The organism is Intrasporangium sp., from assembly GCF_040414665.1.
In the GTDB taxonomy this organism is placed as follows: domain Bacteria; phylum Actinomycetota; class Actinomycetes; order Actinomycetales; family Dermatophilaceae; genus Intrasporangium.
Genome location: NZ_JBEDUL010000064.1, coordinates 32420 through 48425 on the forward strand (window position 1 = coordinate 32420; position 16006 = coordinate 48425).

14 protein-coding genes are annotated in these 16006 nt (G+C 70.7%); 12 read left to right on the forward strand and 2 right to left on the reverse strand.

Features of this window, described 5'->3' with window-relative positions; translation table 11 throughout:
* Positions 1 to 5 precede the first annotated feature (5 nt).
* The 5 genes from ABF401_RS07095 to ABF401_RS07115 all read left to right on the forward strand — a co-directional run bounded on the left by ABF401_RS07095 (position 6) and on the right by ABF401_RS07115 (position 7163).
* Entirely contained in the window at positions 6 to 464 is a 459-nt protein-coding gene (locus ABF401_RS07095) for an SAV_6107 family HEPN domain-containing protein (RefSeq protein WP_353508840.1), read from the forward strand.
* Positions 461 to 4555, forward strand: a complete 4095-nt coding sequence (locus tag ABF401_RS07100; RefSeq protein WP_353508841.1) for a DNA polymerase III subunit alpha — start codon at positions 461 to 463, stop codon at positions 4553 to 4555. Before ABF401_RS07095 ends, ABF401_RS07100 begins: the two co-directional genes overlap by 4 nt.
* Before the next feature lie 18 nt (positions 4556 to 4573).
* A complete protein-coding gene (locus ABF401_RS07105) occupies positions 4574 to 5362 on the forward strand; it encodes a class I SAM-dependent methyltransferase (RefSeq protein WP_353508842.1) in 789 nt (262 codons plus the stop codon).
* Positions 5363 to 5413: 51 nt separating this feature from the next.
* Positions 5414 to 6688 (forward strand): DNA polymerase IV, encoded by a 1275-nt coding sequence (gene dinB, locus ABF401_RS07110; protein ID WP_353508843.1) that lies wholly within the window; start codon positions 5414 to 5416, stop codon positions 6686 to 6688.
* A 73-nt stretch (positions 6689 to 6761) separates the two neighbouring features.
* Positions 6762 to 7163 (forward strand): SCO2097 family morphological protein, encoded by a 402-nt coding sequence (locus tag ABF401_RS07115; RefSeq protein ID WP_353508844.1) that lies wholly within the window; start codon positions 6762 to 6764, stop codon positions 7161 to 7163.
* Positions 7164 to 7237: 74 nt separating this feature from the next.
* Here ABF401_RS07115 and ABF401_RS07120 read toward each other — a convergent pair whose 3' ends face one another.
* Positions 7238 to 7726: a DUF456 domain-containing protein gene (locus ABF401_RS07120; protein ID WP_353508845.1), complete on the reverse strand. Its 489-nt coding sequence runs from the start codon at positions 7724 to 7726 to the stop codon at positions 7238 to 7240.
* Between the two features lie 51 nt (positions 7727 to 7777).
* Complete coding sequence (locus ABF401_RS07125) at positions 7778 to 7996, reverse strand: DUF7455 domain-containing protein (RefSeq protein ID WP_353509000.1); 219 nt, start codon at positions 7994 to 7996, stop codon at positions 7778 to 7780.
* 331 nt (positions 7997 to 8327) lie between these two features.
* On the opposite strand from ABF401_RS07125, the gene ABF401_RS07130 reads away from it, so the two are divergent.
* From ABF401_RS07130 to ABF401_RS07160, 7 genes are all read left to right on the forward strand, one after another.
* The gene (locus ABF401_RS07130) at positions 8328 to 10460 is read left to right on the forward strand and encodes a DNA gyrase/topoisomerase IV subunit B (protein ID WP_353508846.1); all 2133 of its coding nucleotides are present in this window, start codon (positions 8328 to 8330) and stop codon (positions 10458 to 10460) included.
* Positions 10461 to 10853: 393 nt separating this feature from the next.
* A complete protein-coding gene (locus ABF401_RS07135; RefSeq protein ID WP_353509001.1) occupies positions 10854 to 11837 on the forward strand; it encodes an AAA family ATPase in 984 nt (327 codons plus the stop codon).
* A 14-nt stretch (positions 11838 to 11851) separates the two neighbouring features.
* Positions 11852 to 12739, forward strand: a complete 888-nt coding sequence (locus tag ABF401_RS07140; RefSeq protein WP_353508847.1) for a DUF58 domain-containing protein — start codon at positions 11852 to 11854, stop codon at positions 12737 to 12739.
* The gene (locus ABF401_RS07145) at positions 12726 to 13208 is read left to right on the forward strand and encodes a hypothetical protein (protein WP_353508848.1); all 483 of its coding nucleotides are present in this window, start codon (positions 12726 to 12728) and stop codon (positions 13206 to 13208) included. Before ABF401_RS07140 ends, ABF401_RS07145 begins: the two co-directional genes overlap by 14 nt.
* The gene (locus ABF401_RS07150) at positions 13199 to 14173 is read left to right on the forward strand and encodes a vWA domain-containing protein (RefSeq protein WP_353508849.1); all 975 of its coding nucleotides are present in this window, start codon (positions 13199 to 13201) and stop codon (positions 14171 to 14173) included. The genes ABF401_RS07145 and ABF401_RS07150 overlap by 10 nt, the downstream gene beginning before the upstream one ends.
* Positions 14170 to 15177: a VWA domain-containing protein gene (locus tag ABF401_RS07155; protein WP_353508850.1), complete on the forward strand. Its 1008-nt coding sequence runs from the start codon at positions 14170 to 14172 to the stop codon at positions 15175 to 15177. Before ABF401_RS07150 ends, ABF401_RS07155 begins: the two co-directional genes overlap by 4 nt.
* Positions 15174 to 15992, forward strand: a complete 819-nt coding sequence (locus tag ABF401_RS07160) for a tetratricopeptide repeat protein (RefSeq protein WP_353508851.1) — start codon at positions 15174 to 15176, stop codon at positions 15990 to 15992. Before ABF401_RS07155 ends, ABF401_RS07160 begins: the two co-directional genes overlap by 4 nt.
* Positions 15993 to 16006 lie beyond the last annotated feature (14 nt).

Genomic DNA, 16006 nt, shown 5'->3' on the forward strand with positions numbered 1-16006 from the left:
CCACGATGACCCTCGCATCCAGCGCGACGGCGTTTCCCCGGCCGCCGGTGCCCACCGCGGTGCTCGACCTCCTCGGCCGGTCCAGGACCACTCTCGAGGAGGCATGCCGCACCGCGGATGCCTCAGAGCGCTACCGGGATGCTCACCTGGGGGCGCTGCGTGCTGCGGCCGCTCTCGTGGCGGCACGGACGACGCCGTCTCCGCGGTCCCGGCCACGGAGCGTCTGGCAGGTCCTGCCCGGGATCGCCCCCGAGCTGGCGGAGTGGGCGGCCTTCTTCGCCGCCTGCTCCGCCCACCGGTCGATCATCGACCGGGGTGGGTGGATCCCAGCCCGCGAGGCGGATGACCTGCTCCGTCAGGCGGAGATGTTCCTCGAGATCGTCCAGGGCATCCTCGGGGTCCCGATCACCGTGCCGCTGCCCGAGCTGACCACGCCGCTCCGCGGGGCGCCGCCGGTCCGATGACCGACAGCTTCGTCCACCTGCACGTCGCGTCGGGCTACTCGATGCGATACGGCACGGCCAAGCCGGAGCAGCTCGTCGATCGGGCCGTCGCCTTCGGCCAGCCAGCGCTAGCGCTCACCGACCGCGACGGGCTCTACGGTGCGGTCAAGTTCGTCACGGCCTGCATGGAGCGGGGAGTCGGCCCGATCCTCGGGGTCGACCTCGCCCTCGGCCCGGACCCGATCGAGCCGCGCCGCTATCCCGGAGCGCAGGGCGGAGGAGCTCGCGGCGCCGCCCGAGGGCGAACTCCGGTGCGAGGTGGCGCCCTCGTCGACCCGCGTCTGCCCAGGGTGACCGTCCTGGCCCGAGGGAGCCGCACCGGCCTGGCCCCGGGCGCCGGATGGGCTGCGCTCTGCCGTCTCGTCACGGACACCCACCTGAGCGGCGAACGCGGCAACCCGGTGGTCACCGCACGCCTGCTCGCCGAGCACTCCCGAGCTTCGGGCGCTGCCGGCCCTTCCGGCCCTTCCGGCGCTGCCCATGCGGACGCGGCCGACGCGGCTGAGCCGTCCCGGCTGGTCGTGCTCCTCGGCCCGGACTCGGACGTCGGCCGTGCGGTGCTCGCCCGGAAGCAGTCCCTCGCCCGGGCCGCTCTCGAGCGATGGCGCGAGCTGCTGCCGAGGGACGGGCTCGTCGTCGAGATCGTCTGCCACGGTGGCCCTGAGCACCTGCCCGGCAGCCTCGGGCAGGCCGGTCGGATGCTCGCGCTGGCCACGGAGCTCGGAGTGCCGACGGTGATCACCGCAGCGGTCCGGCACGCCGATCCCCAGGATGCCGCCATCGTCGACGTCCTCGATGCGGCACGCCGCCTGGTCGCCCTCGACGCGCGTCACCTCGACCGGGTGACGACGGCGGGACACCTCTCGCCGACCCCGGTCATGCACGCGCTGGCGCGTGACGTCGTCCAGGTCTCCGGCCCCGGCCTCGTCGGCGGAGGTGCGCTGGCCCGGCAGCGGGCTGCCGAGCTCATCGCGCGGACGACGACGATCGCGACCGAGTGCATCCAGGACCCACGCGCGGACCTCGGGATCGGCTCGGTCCACCTCCCCGAGCCCGACGTGCTCGGCATCCGTGAGGGAATCAGTCCGCAGGCCGTCCTGGCACGGCGGTGCCGCGAGTCGATCGCGACCTGCTATCCCGACCGCACGGGCGCGCAGCTCGCGGCCGTCAGCGAGCGGCTCGAGGACGAGCTGGACGTCATCGAGACACTCGGCTATGCGACGTACTTCCTCACCGTGGCGCAGGTCTGCGATCTCATCCGGGAGATGAAGGTCCGGGTCGCGGCGCGCGGGTCAGGAGCCGGCTCGGTGGTCAACTACCTGCTCGGCATCTCAGGGGTCGACCCGATGCGCCACGGCCTGCTCATGGAGCGCTTCTGCTCGCCGTTGCGGGCCGAGCTGCCCGACATCGACATCGACGTCGAGTCCGCGCGCCGGACCGAGATCTACGAGCGGATCCTCGGTCACTTCGGCGGCGAACGGGTCACGTGCGTGTCGATGATGGACACCTATCGCGTGCGCCACGCGATCCGCGACGCCGGTGCGGCCCTCGGCCTGCCGCCACAGGAGATCGACGCGATGGCGAAGGCGTTCCCGCACATCGCCGCCCGCAACGTCCGCAACGCCCTCGCCGAGCTGCCCGAGCTGCGCGCGAGCGGCCTGGACGTGCCGCGACTCCAGCTGATGTACGACATCGTCGAGCGGCTCGACGGCCTGCCGCGCCACATCGCCCTGCACCCGTGCGGGGTCATCCTGTCCGACTCGGGGCTGCTCGACCGGACCCCGGTCGAGGCGAGCTGGCTCGGCTTCCCGATGAGCCAGTTCGACAAGGACGACGTCGAGGCGATGGGCCTGCTCAAGCTCGACGTACTCGGCATCCGGATGCAGTCCGCGATGGCCCACGCAGTGGCGGAGGTGGAGCGAGTCGATGGGGCAGGGATCGACCTCGACGACGAGACCCAGGTGCCCTTCGACGACGAGCCGACCTTCGAGCTGATCCGGTCGACCCGCACCCTCGGCTGCTTCCAGATCGAGAGCCCGGGTCAGCGCGAGCTCATCGGCAAGTTCGGGCCGCAGACCTTCGAGGACATCATCATCGACATCTCCCTCTTCCGGCCGGGGCCGGTCAAGAGCGACATGATCATCCCCTTCCTCAACGCGAGGCAGGGCTGGAAGGAACCCGCCTACCTCCACCCGTCGCTCGTGCCCGCACTCCAGGAGACGGAGGGGGTCGTCGTCTTCCACGAGCAGGTCCTGGAGCTCGTCGCCGAGACGACCGGGGTGACCCTCGCCGAGGCTGACGAGGTCCGCCGGGCACTGGGGTCACCGGCGGGGCAGGACGAGGTCGAGAAGTGGTGGCGACCTGCGGCCCTGGCCCGGGGCTACGACCCGGCTGACGTCGACCGGATCTGGGACGTCCTCAAGGCCTTCGCCTCCTTCGGCTTCTGCAAGGCGCACGCCGCCGCCTTCGCCCTGCCGACGTACCAGTCTGCGTGGCTCAAGACCCACCATCCGGCCGCCTTCCTCGCGGGGGTCCTGACCCATGACCCGGGCATGTATCCCAAGCGGCTCATCCTCGATGATGCTCGGGCCTTCGGCATCACGGTCCTCGGGCTCGACGTCAACGTCTCGACGGGGGAGTACCGCTTCGAGCGCACGGAAGACGGCGCGGAGGCGATCCGGCTCGCGCTGGCGGACGTGCACGGCATCACCGACCTCGAGGTCGCGAGCATCGTCGCCGGCCAGCCGTACTCCAGCCTCTCCGACTTCTGGCAGCGTGCCCACGTGTCCCGGCCGGTGGCGGAGCGTCTCGTCCTGGCCGGCGCCTTCGACTCGATCCACGACATCGTCACGGGTGGCCCCATCATGGGCCGGGCAGGCACGGGCGGATCAGGCACGGGCGGATCAGGCACGGGCGGATCAGGCCGACGTGGTGTGGCCGGGTTCCGCAGCGGGTTGGGCCGTCGCGGCCGGGTGACCCGGCGGGACCTGCTCCTGCACGTCGCCGAGCTCGATCGCTGGTCCGCGTCCCAGCGCCGGTCGACGCGAGGCGCGGCCCGTGCCGCAGCGCGCCGCAGCCCCACCGCGCAGGGCGTTCGCACCGCAACCCACGGAGGAACCCACGGAGGGTCACCTCGGGGACGGGTCACCTCGGTGTCCGAGTCAGGCGACATCCGGGCACTGGCCGCGGCGCAGTCCCAAGGGCCGGCCGCCGTGCCGTCCCACGTGCCGGTCCAGCTGGCACTCGACCTCGGGGACATGCCCCGGCTCACCGCAACGAGCGGCCTGCCCGAGATGACCGGCCCGGAGCGGGTGCGCGCGGAGCTCGAGGTGCTCGGCCTCGATGCCAGCGGTCACATCGTCGACTTCTACGTCCCGATGCTCGACGCGCTGGGGGTGACCCGGGCGGACGGGCTGCTGTCCGGTCGGAGCGGCCGGGAGGTCTGGGTCGCGGGGGTCAAGGTTGCGACCCAGACGCCGCCGATCCGCTCCGGCCACCGCGTCGTCTTCCTCACCCTCGACGACGCAACCGGTCCGGTTGACCTCACCTTCTTCGAGGACGTGCAGGGGCCCTACGCCTCGACGGTCTTCCACTCATGGCTGCTGCTGTGCCGCGGCATCGTGCGACGCACCGGCCCCAAGGGAGTGTCGATCCGCGCAACCGGTGCCTGGGAGCTGAGCGCCCTACAGGACGCCTGGACCGCGGGCGGGATCGCCGCCGTACGTGACGCAGTCGAGGCGGCTGACCGCCTCGCCTGGGAACGAGCGGGCGCCCTCGACAGCCAGGACGTCGACCAGGAGAGCGGTGAGATCGATCGGGGCGCCGGCCGGCCACCCCGCCCCCTCGGGGTCGGCGAGACTCCTGCCGGGCGTCGCGTGCTCGTCCACGCCTCCGGCTTCAAGCAGTCCCCCTACGCCGACATCCGTCCCGCCGGGACCGACGTCCGCGACTTCCGGAGCGCCGCGAGCGCATCGGGGCTCGTGCCCTCGGACCTGCCAGAAGGGCCACCGCGCAAGCTGTGGCACGCGAGTCCGGGAAGCGCAGGGCACTAGGGTGAACGTGCCACAACCGTGCCGCCAGACCCGGAGGACGCCGTGCCAGACGAGCAGCAGCCGCAGCGCCGTGCCGGGGCCCGTCCATCCGCCGTCGTCTCATCGGTGCGGGCTCACGCGGACGAGGAGGCGCGCATCATCGGCCGCCAGCTCGACGTGCTCGATCTCGGTGGTGGCACCGGAGGCGTTGCCGTCCCCCTTGCCGAGGAGGGCCACCGCGTCACCGTCGTCGATCCGAGCCCGGATGCGCTCGCTGCCCTCGCGCGGCGGGCCCGTGAGGCCGGTGTCCACGACAACCTCACCTCGATCCAGGGTGACGGCGACGCCCTCGCGAGCGTGCTCGCCGGGCACCGGTTCGACCTCGTCTGCTGCCACGGCGTCCTCGAGTTCGTCGACGACCCCACGGCCACCCTCCGCGCCATCTCGGACGCGCTGCGCCCCGGCGGCACCCTCTCGCTGCTCGTGGCGGGTCGCCTCGCGGTCGTCTTCGCCAAGGCCATCGCCGGCGAGTTCGCCCAGGCGCGGGCCGCGCTCACCGATGCCGACGGACGCTGGGGCCGCAGCGACCCGTTGCCGAGGCGCTTCGATCTCGACCAGGTCGAGGAGCTGCTCACCGACGCCGGCCTCACCATGGCCCAGGTCCGCGGGACCAACATCCTCGGGCACCTCGTCCCCGCATCTCTCGTCGACTCCGACGCCGACCGGGCTGCGCTCGCCGAGCTCGACGAGCTCCTCGTGGCCGCGCCGGGGCGTGAGTTCCTGCGCACGCTCGGAAATGGACTGCACCTCGTCGCCCGCCGCGACTGACCTCGCACGCCGGCCCGGTCGTGAGGTGGCGGGTCAGGTGGTGGACGACACATGAGCCGACGCCAGTTCACCGCGCCCTCGCGCACCGAGGAGGGGCCGCCCGACGACACCGGCTGCACGATCCTCCACGTCGACATGGACGCCTTCTACGCGTCCGCATCCCTCATCTCCCGACCGGACCTACGCGGCAAACCGGTCATCATCGGCGGTGCCGGCGGTCGATCGGTCGTGCTCTCCGCAACCTACGAGGCGCGGGCCTTCGGGGTCACCTCGGCCATGCCCATGGCCCGGGCCCGCCGGCTCTGCCCGCAGGCGGTCGTCATCGCGCCGGACCACCGGCGCTACGCAGCGATCTCCGACGCGGTCATGGCCACCTTCGCCGCCGTCACGGAGCACGTCGAGCCGCTGTCCCTCGACGAGGCCTTCCTCGACGTGTCTGGTGCCGTACGCCGCCTCGGGCCACCGACCCGGATCGCCGAGCGGCTGCGGGACACGATCGCCGACGAGCAGGGGATCACCTGCTCCGTCGGTGTCGCCTCGACGAAGTTCGTGGCCAAGCTCGCCTCGGCGCTGGCCAAGCCGGACGGGCTCATCGTGGTCCCGCGAGACGAGACCGTCTCGTTCCTCCATCAGCTGCCCGTCGGCGCCATCTGGGGTGTGGGCGACAAGACGGAGGAGCATCTGCATCGCCTCGGGTTGCGGACGGTGGCGGATCTGGCGCACACCCCTCTCGAGACCCTCCAGCGCGCCCTCGGGGATGTCGCCGGCCGGAATCTGCACGATCTGGCCTGGGGGCGGGACCCGCGGACCGTCGTCCCGGAGCGGCGCGAGAAGTCGATCGGGGCAGACGAGACGTTCGCGCACGACATCGACGACCCCGTCCGCATCCACCGAGAGCTGCTCCGCCTCTCGGATCGGACCGCTGCGCGGGCCAGGTCGGCGGGAATGGCCGGTCGGACCATCTCCATCAAGGTCCGGTTCTCGGACTTCACGACCATCACGAGAGCCAAGACCCTGCGCCATCACACGGACGTCTCTCGTGAGATCTTCGCCACTGCCCGGGAGCTGTTCGATCGGCTCGGACTGCAGCGAGCACGCATCCGGCTCGTGGGCGTCAGGCTCGAGGGCCTCGTCCCGGCCACGGCTGCACCGATCCAGTCAACACTGGACGAGCCCGAACACGGGTGGCGCGAGGCCGACCGGGCGGTGGACCGTGCCAGTGCCCGTTTCGGCGCTGGGGCCGTGCGGCCGGCGAGCCTGATATCGGATCGCCACGCTGGGTACGGGCCTACCAGTTCACAGGACGCGCCGCGGGACCTATCCTGAAGAGGAGAACCCGCTACGACAGGCAGTCGTAACCGGGTGGAGTCGACAACACCGCAGGACAGGGAGGTGCCAGGTGGCACTCTCGGATCACGAGGAGGCACTCCTCCACCAGATGGAGGAGGCCCTCTACGCCGAGGACCCGCGATTTGCTTCGCGGATCGAGAAGACGAAGTCGCGGGGACTGGGTCGAGGACGCATCGTCACTGGCGTCGCTGCGGGAATCGTCGGCCTGGCCCTGATCGTCTTCGCGGCGATGAGCTCGAGCATCTGGCTCGGTGCGGTCGGGTTCGCAGCGATGGTGGCCGGCATCGTGTGGGCCATCACTCCGGCCAAGCCGGCGCTCGGCTCGGTCGGTCCGGACGGTGTGGCCACCCCGCGCAAGGGCGCCAAGGGACGTGCCCCGGGCGGCAAGTCCGGCACCTTCATGGATCGGCTCGAGGAACGCTGGGACAAGCGTCGCCACGACCAGTGGTAGGACACCGTCGCACCCGCTGACCCAGCGGCATACGGCATGAATGAGGGCTTCCCCCTCGGCACGACCAGGCGCGGCTACGGGCTCGTCACGACGACACCCACGACCCACGTGATGATGATGAGCAGCGCCGTCAGCAGCTCGATCCCCATGCTCAGCATGACCGCGCGTATCGCGTGCCGCGTCGCGGCCCAGGCGCCCGCGTGGGTCCCACGCTTCACCCGCTCCATCACGTAGACGGCCCCGACGAATGCGATCGGCGCCCCGAGCAACGGGATGACGAACAGGCCGATGACGGCCGCGACCAGGGCCAGGGCGATGATCGTGGTGTCGACGCCCGTCGCCCGCATCCGGCGTGCGGGGACGAGGTACTGGGTCACGAGGCCCAGCGCGTAGATCGCGGTGGCGATCCAGAAGACCGCCCACCCCGCGGTCGAGTGCATCTCGACCGCCCAGAGGAGGGTTGCCGCCCAAACGACGAACAAGCCGGGAAGGACGGGAAGGACGATTCCCACCGTGCCCACCAGCATGGCGAGCAGGACCAGGACGTTCGTGGCCGTGATCACGTGATCCGGCTCACGCCAGGGGGCGCCAGCTCAGGTCGCGGCCGCGGCAGATCAGCGCTCGTCCACCGTGGTCGACGTGTCGTGGAGGCGATCGCTCTCATCATGGATGTCGATGGCCTGGTCCATGAGTGCGGGAAGGTGCTGACGGCCGTGGTGCGCACAGAAGAGCAGCTCCCCACCGGAAACGAGACGGGCACGGATGTACGCCTGGGCCCCGCAGCGGTCGCACCGGTCGGACGCGGTCAGTTCGGTTGCCAGTGCTGTGGTCATCATGCTCGCCTTCTTTCCACCCTCTAGGGGTTCAGCCGAAACTGAACCCTGTCATAGACCAAGACGCGCGACCAAAGAATTCCGTTGCCCCGTCCGGGCTCCATCACCCTTCTGCCGTGCGTCTGGATGTTCCAACAGTGAACCATGCCGATTCCTTCCCGAGGGGGAGGCCGGGCGCCCTGACCCGCGCGAAGCCCGGATCGTTACGTACCTCTACCCACTTCGGGTGCCCGCCGCGAGCCTGCCCGGCATCATCGGCTCGGGTCGTTAGGCTTCCGGTGCCGACCACGACGACCGGCCCGCCGCACCATCGAGAGAGTGATCACGCACCTTGGCCTCCGCCTCCCGCCCAGCGCCGAACGGCAACGGTGACTACACCGCACGCCACCTGCAGGTCCTCGAAGGACTCGAGGCGGTGCGAAAGCGGCCCGGCATGTACGTCGGCTCCACCGACCAGCGTGGCCTCATGCACTGCCTCTGGGAGATCATCGACAACGCGGTCGACGAGGCGCTCGCGGGGGTCTGTGACCACATCGAGGTGATCCTCGCCAAGGACGGATCCATCGAGGTCCGCGACAACGGTCGCGGCATCCCGGTCGACATCGAGCCGCGGACCGGCCTGTCGGGGGTCGAGCTCGTCTTCACCAAGCTGCACGCCGGCGGCAAGTTCGGCGGCACGTCCTACGCCGCCACCGGGGGACTCCACGGCGTGGGTGCCTCGGTCGTCAACGCGCTGTCCGCTCGCCTCGACGTCGAGGTCGACCGGGGCGGCAAGACCTACGGCATGAGCTTCCGGAGGGGTGAGCCCGGTGTGTTCACCGACACGGGACCGACCCACTCGCCGGAGGCCGGGTTCGCTCCGTACCAGAAGCGCAGCACGCTACCGGTCATCGGCAAGGCCAAGCGCGGAGTCACCGGATCGCGGGTCCGCTTCTGGCCCGACCCGCACATCTTCCTCAAGGGCGCCGTGCTCGACTACGACGCGCTCGTCGCGCGGGCCCGCCAGACCTCGTTCCTCGTCCCCGGCCTTCGGCTCGTCATCCGGGACGAGCGCGGTCTCCCGGGGACGGCGGCAGCGGAGGGCCCGGCCCTGGAGGAGTTCCACCACGACGGGGGCATCGCCGAGTTCGTCGAGTTCCTCGCCCCCGACGCGGCGGTCACCGACGTGTGGCGACTCGAGGGCGCCGGCACCTTCAAGGAGACCGTGCCGATTCTCGACAACGAGGGGCACATGACGCCCACGGAGCTCGAGCGCGAGTGTGTTGTCGACGTCGCGCTGCGCTGGGGCCAGGGCTACGACGTGCGGATGCAGTCCTTCGTCAACATCATCACGACGCCCAAGGGCGGGACGCACGTGGCCGGCTTCGAGCAGGCGCTGTTGAAGGTCTTCCGGCGACAGCTCGAGGTCAACGGGCGGCGGCTCAAGGTCGGCAACGACAAGCCGGAGAAGGATGACGTGCTCGCCGGCATGACCGCTGTGGTGACGGTGCGGCTCGCGGAGCCGCAGTTCGAGGGGCAGACCAAGGAGGTCCTCGGGACCAACGCGGTCCGGGCGATCGTCGCCCGCGTCGTCGAGACCGAGCTGACGGCGCGCCTCACCTCGACCAAGCGGGGCGACAAGGCACAGTCGGCGCTGCTGCTCGAGAAGGTCGTCTCCGAGATGAAGTCGCGCATCAGCGCGCGCTTGCACAAGGAGACCCAGCGTCGCAAGAACGCCTTGGAGAGCTCCACGCTGCCGACCAAGCTGCGGGACTGCCGCACGACCGACGTCGACCGCTCCGAGCTGTTCATCGTCGAGGGCGACTCCGCGATGGGGACGGCCAAGGAGGCCCGCAGCTCCGAGTTCCAGGCGCTGCTGCCGATCCGCGGCAAGATCCTCAACGTCCAGAAGGCATCCGTCTCCGACATGCTCAAGAACGCCGAGTGCGCCTCGATCATCCAGGTGATCGGGGCCGGCTCGGGGCGCAGCTTCGACCTCGGCGCCGCCCGCTACGGCAAGGTCATCATCATGACCGACGCTGACGTCGACGGCGCCCACATCCGCACCCTGCTGCTGACGCTCTTCTTCCGGTACATGCGCCCACTCGTCGAGGCCGGACGCGTCTACGCGGCCATGCCGCCCCTGCACCGGATCGAGGTCATCAATGCAGGGGCCAAGAAGAAGGAGTACATCTACACGTACAACGAGCTCGAGATGCGTCGCACCGTCGCCCGGTTGGAGAAGGGCGGCAAGAAGATCAAGCAGCCGATGCAGCGTTACAAGGGCCTGGGCGAGATGAACGCGGACCAGCTGGCCGACACGACGATGGACCCGCGGCATCGCACCCTCCGCCGGGTCACCATGCGGGACCTCGAGGCTGCCGAGCGCACCTTCGAGCTGCTCATGGGCAACGAGGTGGCCCCCCGGAAGGACTTCATCATCGGGTCTGCCGCCGAGGTCGACCGGGAGCGCATCGACGCCTGAGGCCCGCCCGGGCCGCGGGTCGGTCGGTTGCCCCTGACGGCAGGTCTGTCCACTGGGTGGCGAACGGCGCGCGGGGCGAGGTGCGCCGTGCTTACGATGACCGTGCAGACGAGTGAGCCGAATGGCGCCGACCGGCGTCGGTCAGGAAGAGCCGGAGCGACGGGCCGGCTCCGTAGGTCCGGGTCAGCCTGGGTGGGGCCTTGGTCGGGCATCGGGAAGGGGACCATGGTGGAGGATCACGGGAACACGGAGCAGGCGCGCCGCACACCACGTGTGACGGCGCCGGTCGGCGCGCCGCGTCCTGTCCCCGGGTCGATGCCCGGTGTGCCTGGCGGGAACCACGCCGACGGCAACCATCGCGCGGGGTTCGGCACGTCCGCAGCTCCCGCGCCGATGCGCTATCTCGAGCCGGCCGAGCTGGAGTGGGCAGCAACGGCCATCGGCCGGATCTCGTCCGCTTTCACCGCCAGGGTGGTCGGGCAGTCCCGGCTGCAGGAGACCTTGGTGATCGCCCTGCTGACCGGTGGCCACGTACTCCTCGAGAGCGTCCCGGGGCTGGCGAAGACGACGGCTGCACAGACGATCGCCCACGCGGTCGGCGGCACCTTCCACCGCATCCAGTGCACGCCGGACCTGCTGCCCAGCGACATCGTCGGTACGCAGGTGTACAACCAGCAGACGGGCGCCTTCCAGACGCAGCTCGGGCCGGTTCACGCCAACTTCGTGCTGCTCGACGAGATCAACCGAAGCAGCGCCAAGACCCAGTCGGCCATGCTCGAGGCGATGCAGGAGCGACAGACGTCGATCGGCGACCACAGCTACCCGCTGCCCGACCCGTTCCTCGTGCTCGCCACCCAGAACCCCATCGAGCAAGAGGGCACCTATCCGCTGCCCGAGGCGCAAATGGACCGCTTCATGCTCAAGGACGTCCTTGACTACCCGTCTCCCGCCGAAGAGGCCGAGGTTCTGCGCCGGATCGACTCCGGCATCTTCACCCATCACTCCGAGCCGGTCGTGGCCATCACGGACGTCAAGCGCCTCCAGAGCCTGGTCGGGCGCGTCTACGTCGACCCGGCGATCGTGAACTACATCGTCGGCATCGGTTATGTCACGCGTCACCCGACCGACTACATCGATGCGGAGCTGGCCTCCTATGTCCAGTTCGGCGCCAGCCCCCGGGCGAGCATCGCGTTCACGAGCGCGGCACGCGCGCGGGCGCTCATCGACGGGCGCAACCACGTCGTCCCCGACGACGTCAAGGCGCTCGTGCACCGGGTCCTGCGGCACCGAGTCATCCTCGGCTTTGAAGCGGTCGCCGACGACCTGCCCGTCGAGCGCGTCATCGACGCCATGGTGGGCGGGATCCGCACGCCCTGAGGGCGGGGCACGTCATGGCGACGACGCTGCTGACCCGGGTGAAGAGCAAGCTCTTCGTGCACTCGCGCCGCCGCTCGCGCAACCTGCTCGAGGGAGAGTTCGCGTCGGTCTTCCACGGCCGGAGCCTCGACTACGACGACCTGCGCGACTACGTGCCGGGGGACGAGGTCCGCGACATCGACTGGAAGGCAACTGCCCGGCACACCTCGCCCCTGGTGCGCAGGTACGTGGCGACCCGGAAGCAGAACCTCCTGCTCGTCGTCGACACCGGGCGCGGCATGGCGGCGGCCGCTCGGGGCGGTGAGCCGAAGAAGAGCGTCGCGATCGTCGCGGCCGGGCTCGTGGGCTACCTCGCCCAGCGGCACGGGGACCTCGTCGGTCTCGTCCGAGGCGACGCGAAGAGCACGGTCGCCCACCCGATGCGGGGGAACGAGGCCCACCTCGAGCGGCTGCTGCGGGCCATCGACACGGCGACCGACCTGGACGGAGAGCAGAGCGACCTGACGACGCAGCTGCAGTGGATCGTGCGCAACGTGCGTCGGCGGCTGCTCCTGCTCATCGTGGCCGACGACGTGGAGCTGGGCCCCGGTTTCAGCGACCTGCTGCGGCGCCTCCACGTCCAGCACGAGATCCTGTGGATCACCGTGGAGGACGCCGACCCGACGGCCGTCGATGCGGCCCGCACCACCATCGACGTGGCCGACCGCTATGCCCTGCCGACCTTGGTGCGGACGAGCAGCCGCGTCAAGGCGGCCTACGCGGAGGCGGTCGCCGCACGCGTTCGCGCCACCAACACGATGCTCGACGCGGCGGGGATCAACCACACCCGAGTCGGTTCCGGCGACGAGGTCCTCATGGCCGTCTTCGCCATGCTGGAGAGACAGCGCCGTGCGAGCGGCTGACCCCCCGCCGCCCGGCTTCTACGCACCCGACCCCTACTCCGGTCGCTGGTTCTGGATCGGCGTCGCGCTGCTTGCCGTGGTCCTGGGCTGGTACGGCTGGGTCTGGTGGTCGACGCGCTCGCGGCCCATCGTCATCCCACCGAGGATCGCTCCGGACCGGCTCACCAGGCTGCGGGCCGACTATGCCCGACAGATCGACCTGGTCGTCGCACAGGCGGAGGGAGGAGCCATCACCCAACGACGCGCGCACCAGCAGGTGAGCGTCCTCGTCCGCCACTTCGTCCAGGAGGTCTCCGGCATCCATGCCCCCACGATGACGCTCACCGACCTGACCAACTCGGGCGCGCGCCTCAGCCCCGTGTCGCGGGTCGTCGGCGTCCTCTACCCGGGGGAGTTCGCCCCACGGGAGACCGAGACCATCGCTGGCGCCGCCCTGGTCGCCAAGGAGGTGGTGGCCCGATGGAGCTGAGGTATCCCGCCCTCGTGAGCGTCGGCGCCGCCATCGTGGTCATCGGGGCCCTCCTCGTCTACCGTCTCCTGGCTGCACGGTCCCGCGCCTCTGCCGAGCCGGTCGCCAACACCTCGCTGCTGACCGGCCTTCCGGAGTACCGGCGAGCGCTGCGCCGTCATCGGATCCGGATGCTCGTGCTGGCGAGCAGTGCGACGCTGCTCGGGGGCGCGGCGCTCATCGGGGCAGCCCGCCCGGTCGACGTGACGGTCGAGCGCCCGGAGACGCGCAACCGCGACATCGTGCTCTGCCTCGACGTCTCCGGGTCGATGGCAGCCTATGACGCCGAGCTGGTGCGGACCTTCATGACGCTCGTCACCCAGTTCGAGGGCGAGCGGATCGGCCTGGTCATCTTCAACTCCTCCGCGGCCACGGTCTTCCCCCTCACCGATGACTACGACTTCATCCGCGACGAGCTGGACGTCGCCCTGCGTGCCCTTTCGGGCGACCCGGAGGTCGACTACTTCTTCGCGGGGACCTTCAACGGCCTCGGCACCTCGCTCATTGGAGACGGGCTCACCTCCTGCGTGTCGAGCTTCGACCGGATCGACACCCGACGAGCCCGCTCGGTGGTCTTCGCAACCGACAACGAGCTCGCCGGCCGGCCGATCATCGACCTCGACGAGGCGATCGAGCTCGCCAAGCTGCGCTCCGTGCGCGTCTACGGGCTGAACCCCGAGGAGAGCGGCCCGGACGAGCAGGCGGTCGAGATGCGGGCGCTGGTCAAGTCGACCGCGGGCGAGTACTACGCCATGAGCGACCGCACGGCCGTCGAGCGCATCGTCCGGGCGGTCGAGGCGCAGGAGGCCACCGTCATCGACGCCGCAGCCCGCCGCATTTTGACGGACAGCCCCGCCGTCCCGATCGCGCTCGCCGGACTCGGTCTGGCCGGCGTCGTCGCGGCCAGCCGGAGGTGGGGCTCGTGACCCTCCTGCCGATCGCACCCCCGTGGCTCCTCGGCGTCCTGGCGGTGACCATCCTCGCGGCCGTGTGGTGGCACCCGAGCGTGACCGGTGTGCCTGGCCGGTCACGTGCCGCGAACTGGCGCCTGTCGGCGGTCGTCGTCCTCCTCGGTGTCGCGGCGCTGCGGCCGGGGGTCCCCGGGGACGAGGCAGAAGCCACCGCGGCGAACCTCAACGTCTACTTCGTCGTCGACACGACGAGCAGCATCATCGCTGAGGACTGGGGTGGCGAGGCTCCGCGCATCGTGGGTGTGCGCGGGGACATCGCGGACCTGGCGCTCGCGCTCTCGGGGGCGCGGTTCTCCATCGTGACCTTCGACCAGGAGGCGCGGGTGCGCCTGCCGCTGACGACGGACACGACCGCTCTCGATGCCGCCGTCGCCACCCTCCTGCCCGAGGCATCCGAGTACTCGCAGGGGTCGTCGGTGACCGAGGCCAACGAGCGCCTGACGAGACTGCTCGAGCAGAGCCGCGAGCGCCATCCCGAGCGAGGGCGCGTCGTGTTCTACCTCGGCGACGGCGAGCAGACCGCGGCTGGTGAGCCGCCACCCTTCACCATCCCCGCGGGTCTGATCCAGGGCGGCGCGGTGCTGGGCTACGGCAGCTCCGACGGTGGTCGAATGAAGTCGACCCGTGCGCGCTACGACGTCTCGCCGTCGTACATCCAGGACCCGACCACGGGGCGGGACGCGGTGTCGGTCATCGACGAGGACCGCCTGGAGCAGCTGGCGCAGCAGCTCGGCGTGCCCTACCTGCACCGCGTCGCAGGGGAGTCGGTGCTGCCGGCCGTGGATGCGGTCGACCTCGCCCGCTACGGATCAACCGAGGAGCTCGAACGCCAGCGCATCAGCACCCGTCGTGAGCTCTACTGGCCACTGCTCATCGGAGTCGTCGGCGTGGCCCTGTGGGAGCTGGGCGCGGGGGTGGCCAGCCTGCTCCAGACCCGTGGCCGGAAGAGGGCGACATGAGCACTCTGACCACCCCGACTCCCAGCCCGCCGTCGGGCCCCGACGCAGGTCCCAGCAGCCGGCTCCGGCCCCCCCGCACGCCTGCTCGCCGGGCCCGGCGACGCCGCCTGCTGCTGGCCTCGGCGCCCCTCGTGCTGCTCATGCTCCTCGGCGCCGCGCGCCTGATGACCCTCAACCTCATGCACGACCAGACCCTTGCCGGGTACGAGGCGGGGGACAAGGCGCGCACGCTCACGTGGGGGGAGCGGCAGGGCTGGGCCAACGTCGTCGAGCGCTTCCGGGCACCTTTCGCGATCGGGGACGCACACGTCCTGAGTGGCCACTTCGGGCTGGCCCGACCGTGGTTCGAAGAGGCCTTCGCGCTCGTACCCAAGGGTGGCATCGACGAGTGCAAGGTCCGGGTCAACCTCGGCCTCACCTACGAGGCGCTCGGGGACGAGGCGAAGGCGAGGGAGCGCACCGACGAGTGGCGTCAGTTCTACGAGAAGGGACTGGCGATCACCCGTGAGCGCCCGCCGCTCTGCGACGCGCCGGAAGGGGGCAACACCGGCGAACAGCTCGACCAGGCGCAGGAGCGGATGGAGGAGAAGAACCAGCCGCAGCCCGGCGAGCAGCCGCAGCCGGCTCCCGAGGAGCGCCAGCCGACGCCGCAGCCGACGCCGATCCCCGATCCGAAGAACGCCCCCAGCCAGGAGCAGCAGGACCTGCTGCGGGAGGAGCAGCGCAGGAACACCATCGAGCGCAACCAGTCGCGCGGCACCGAGGATCACGTCGTACCCGAGGGAGGAGTGGGGAGCTATCCCAAGCCGTGGTGACCGGGCGATGAACG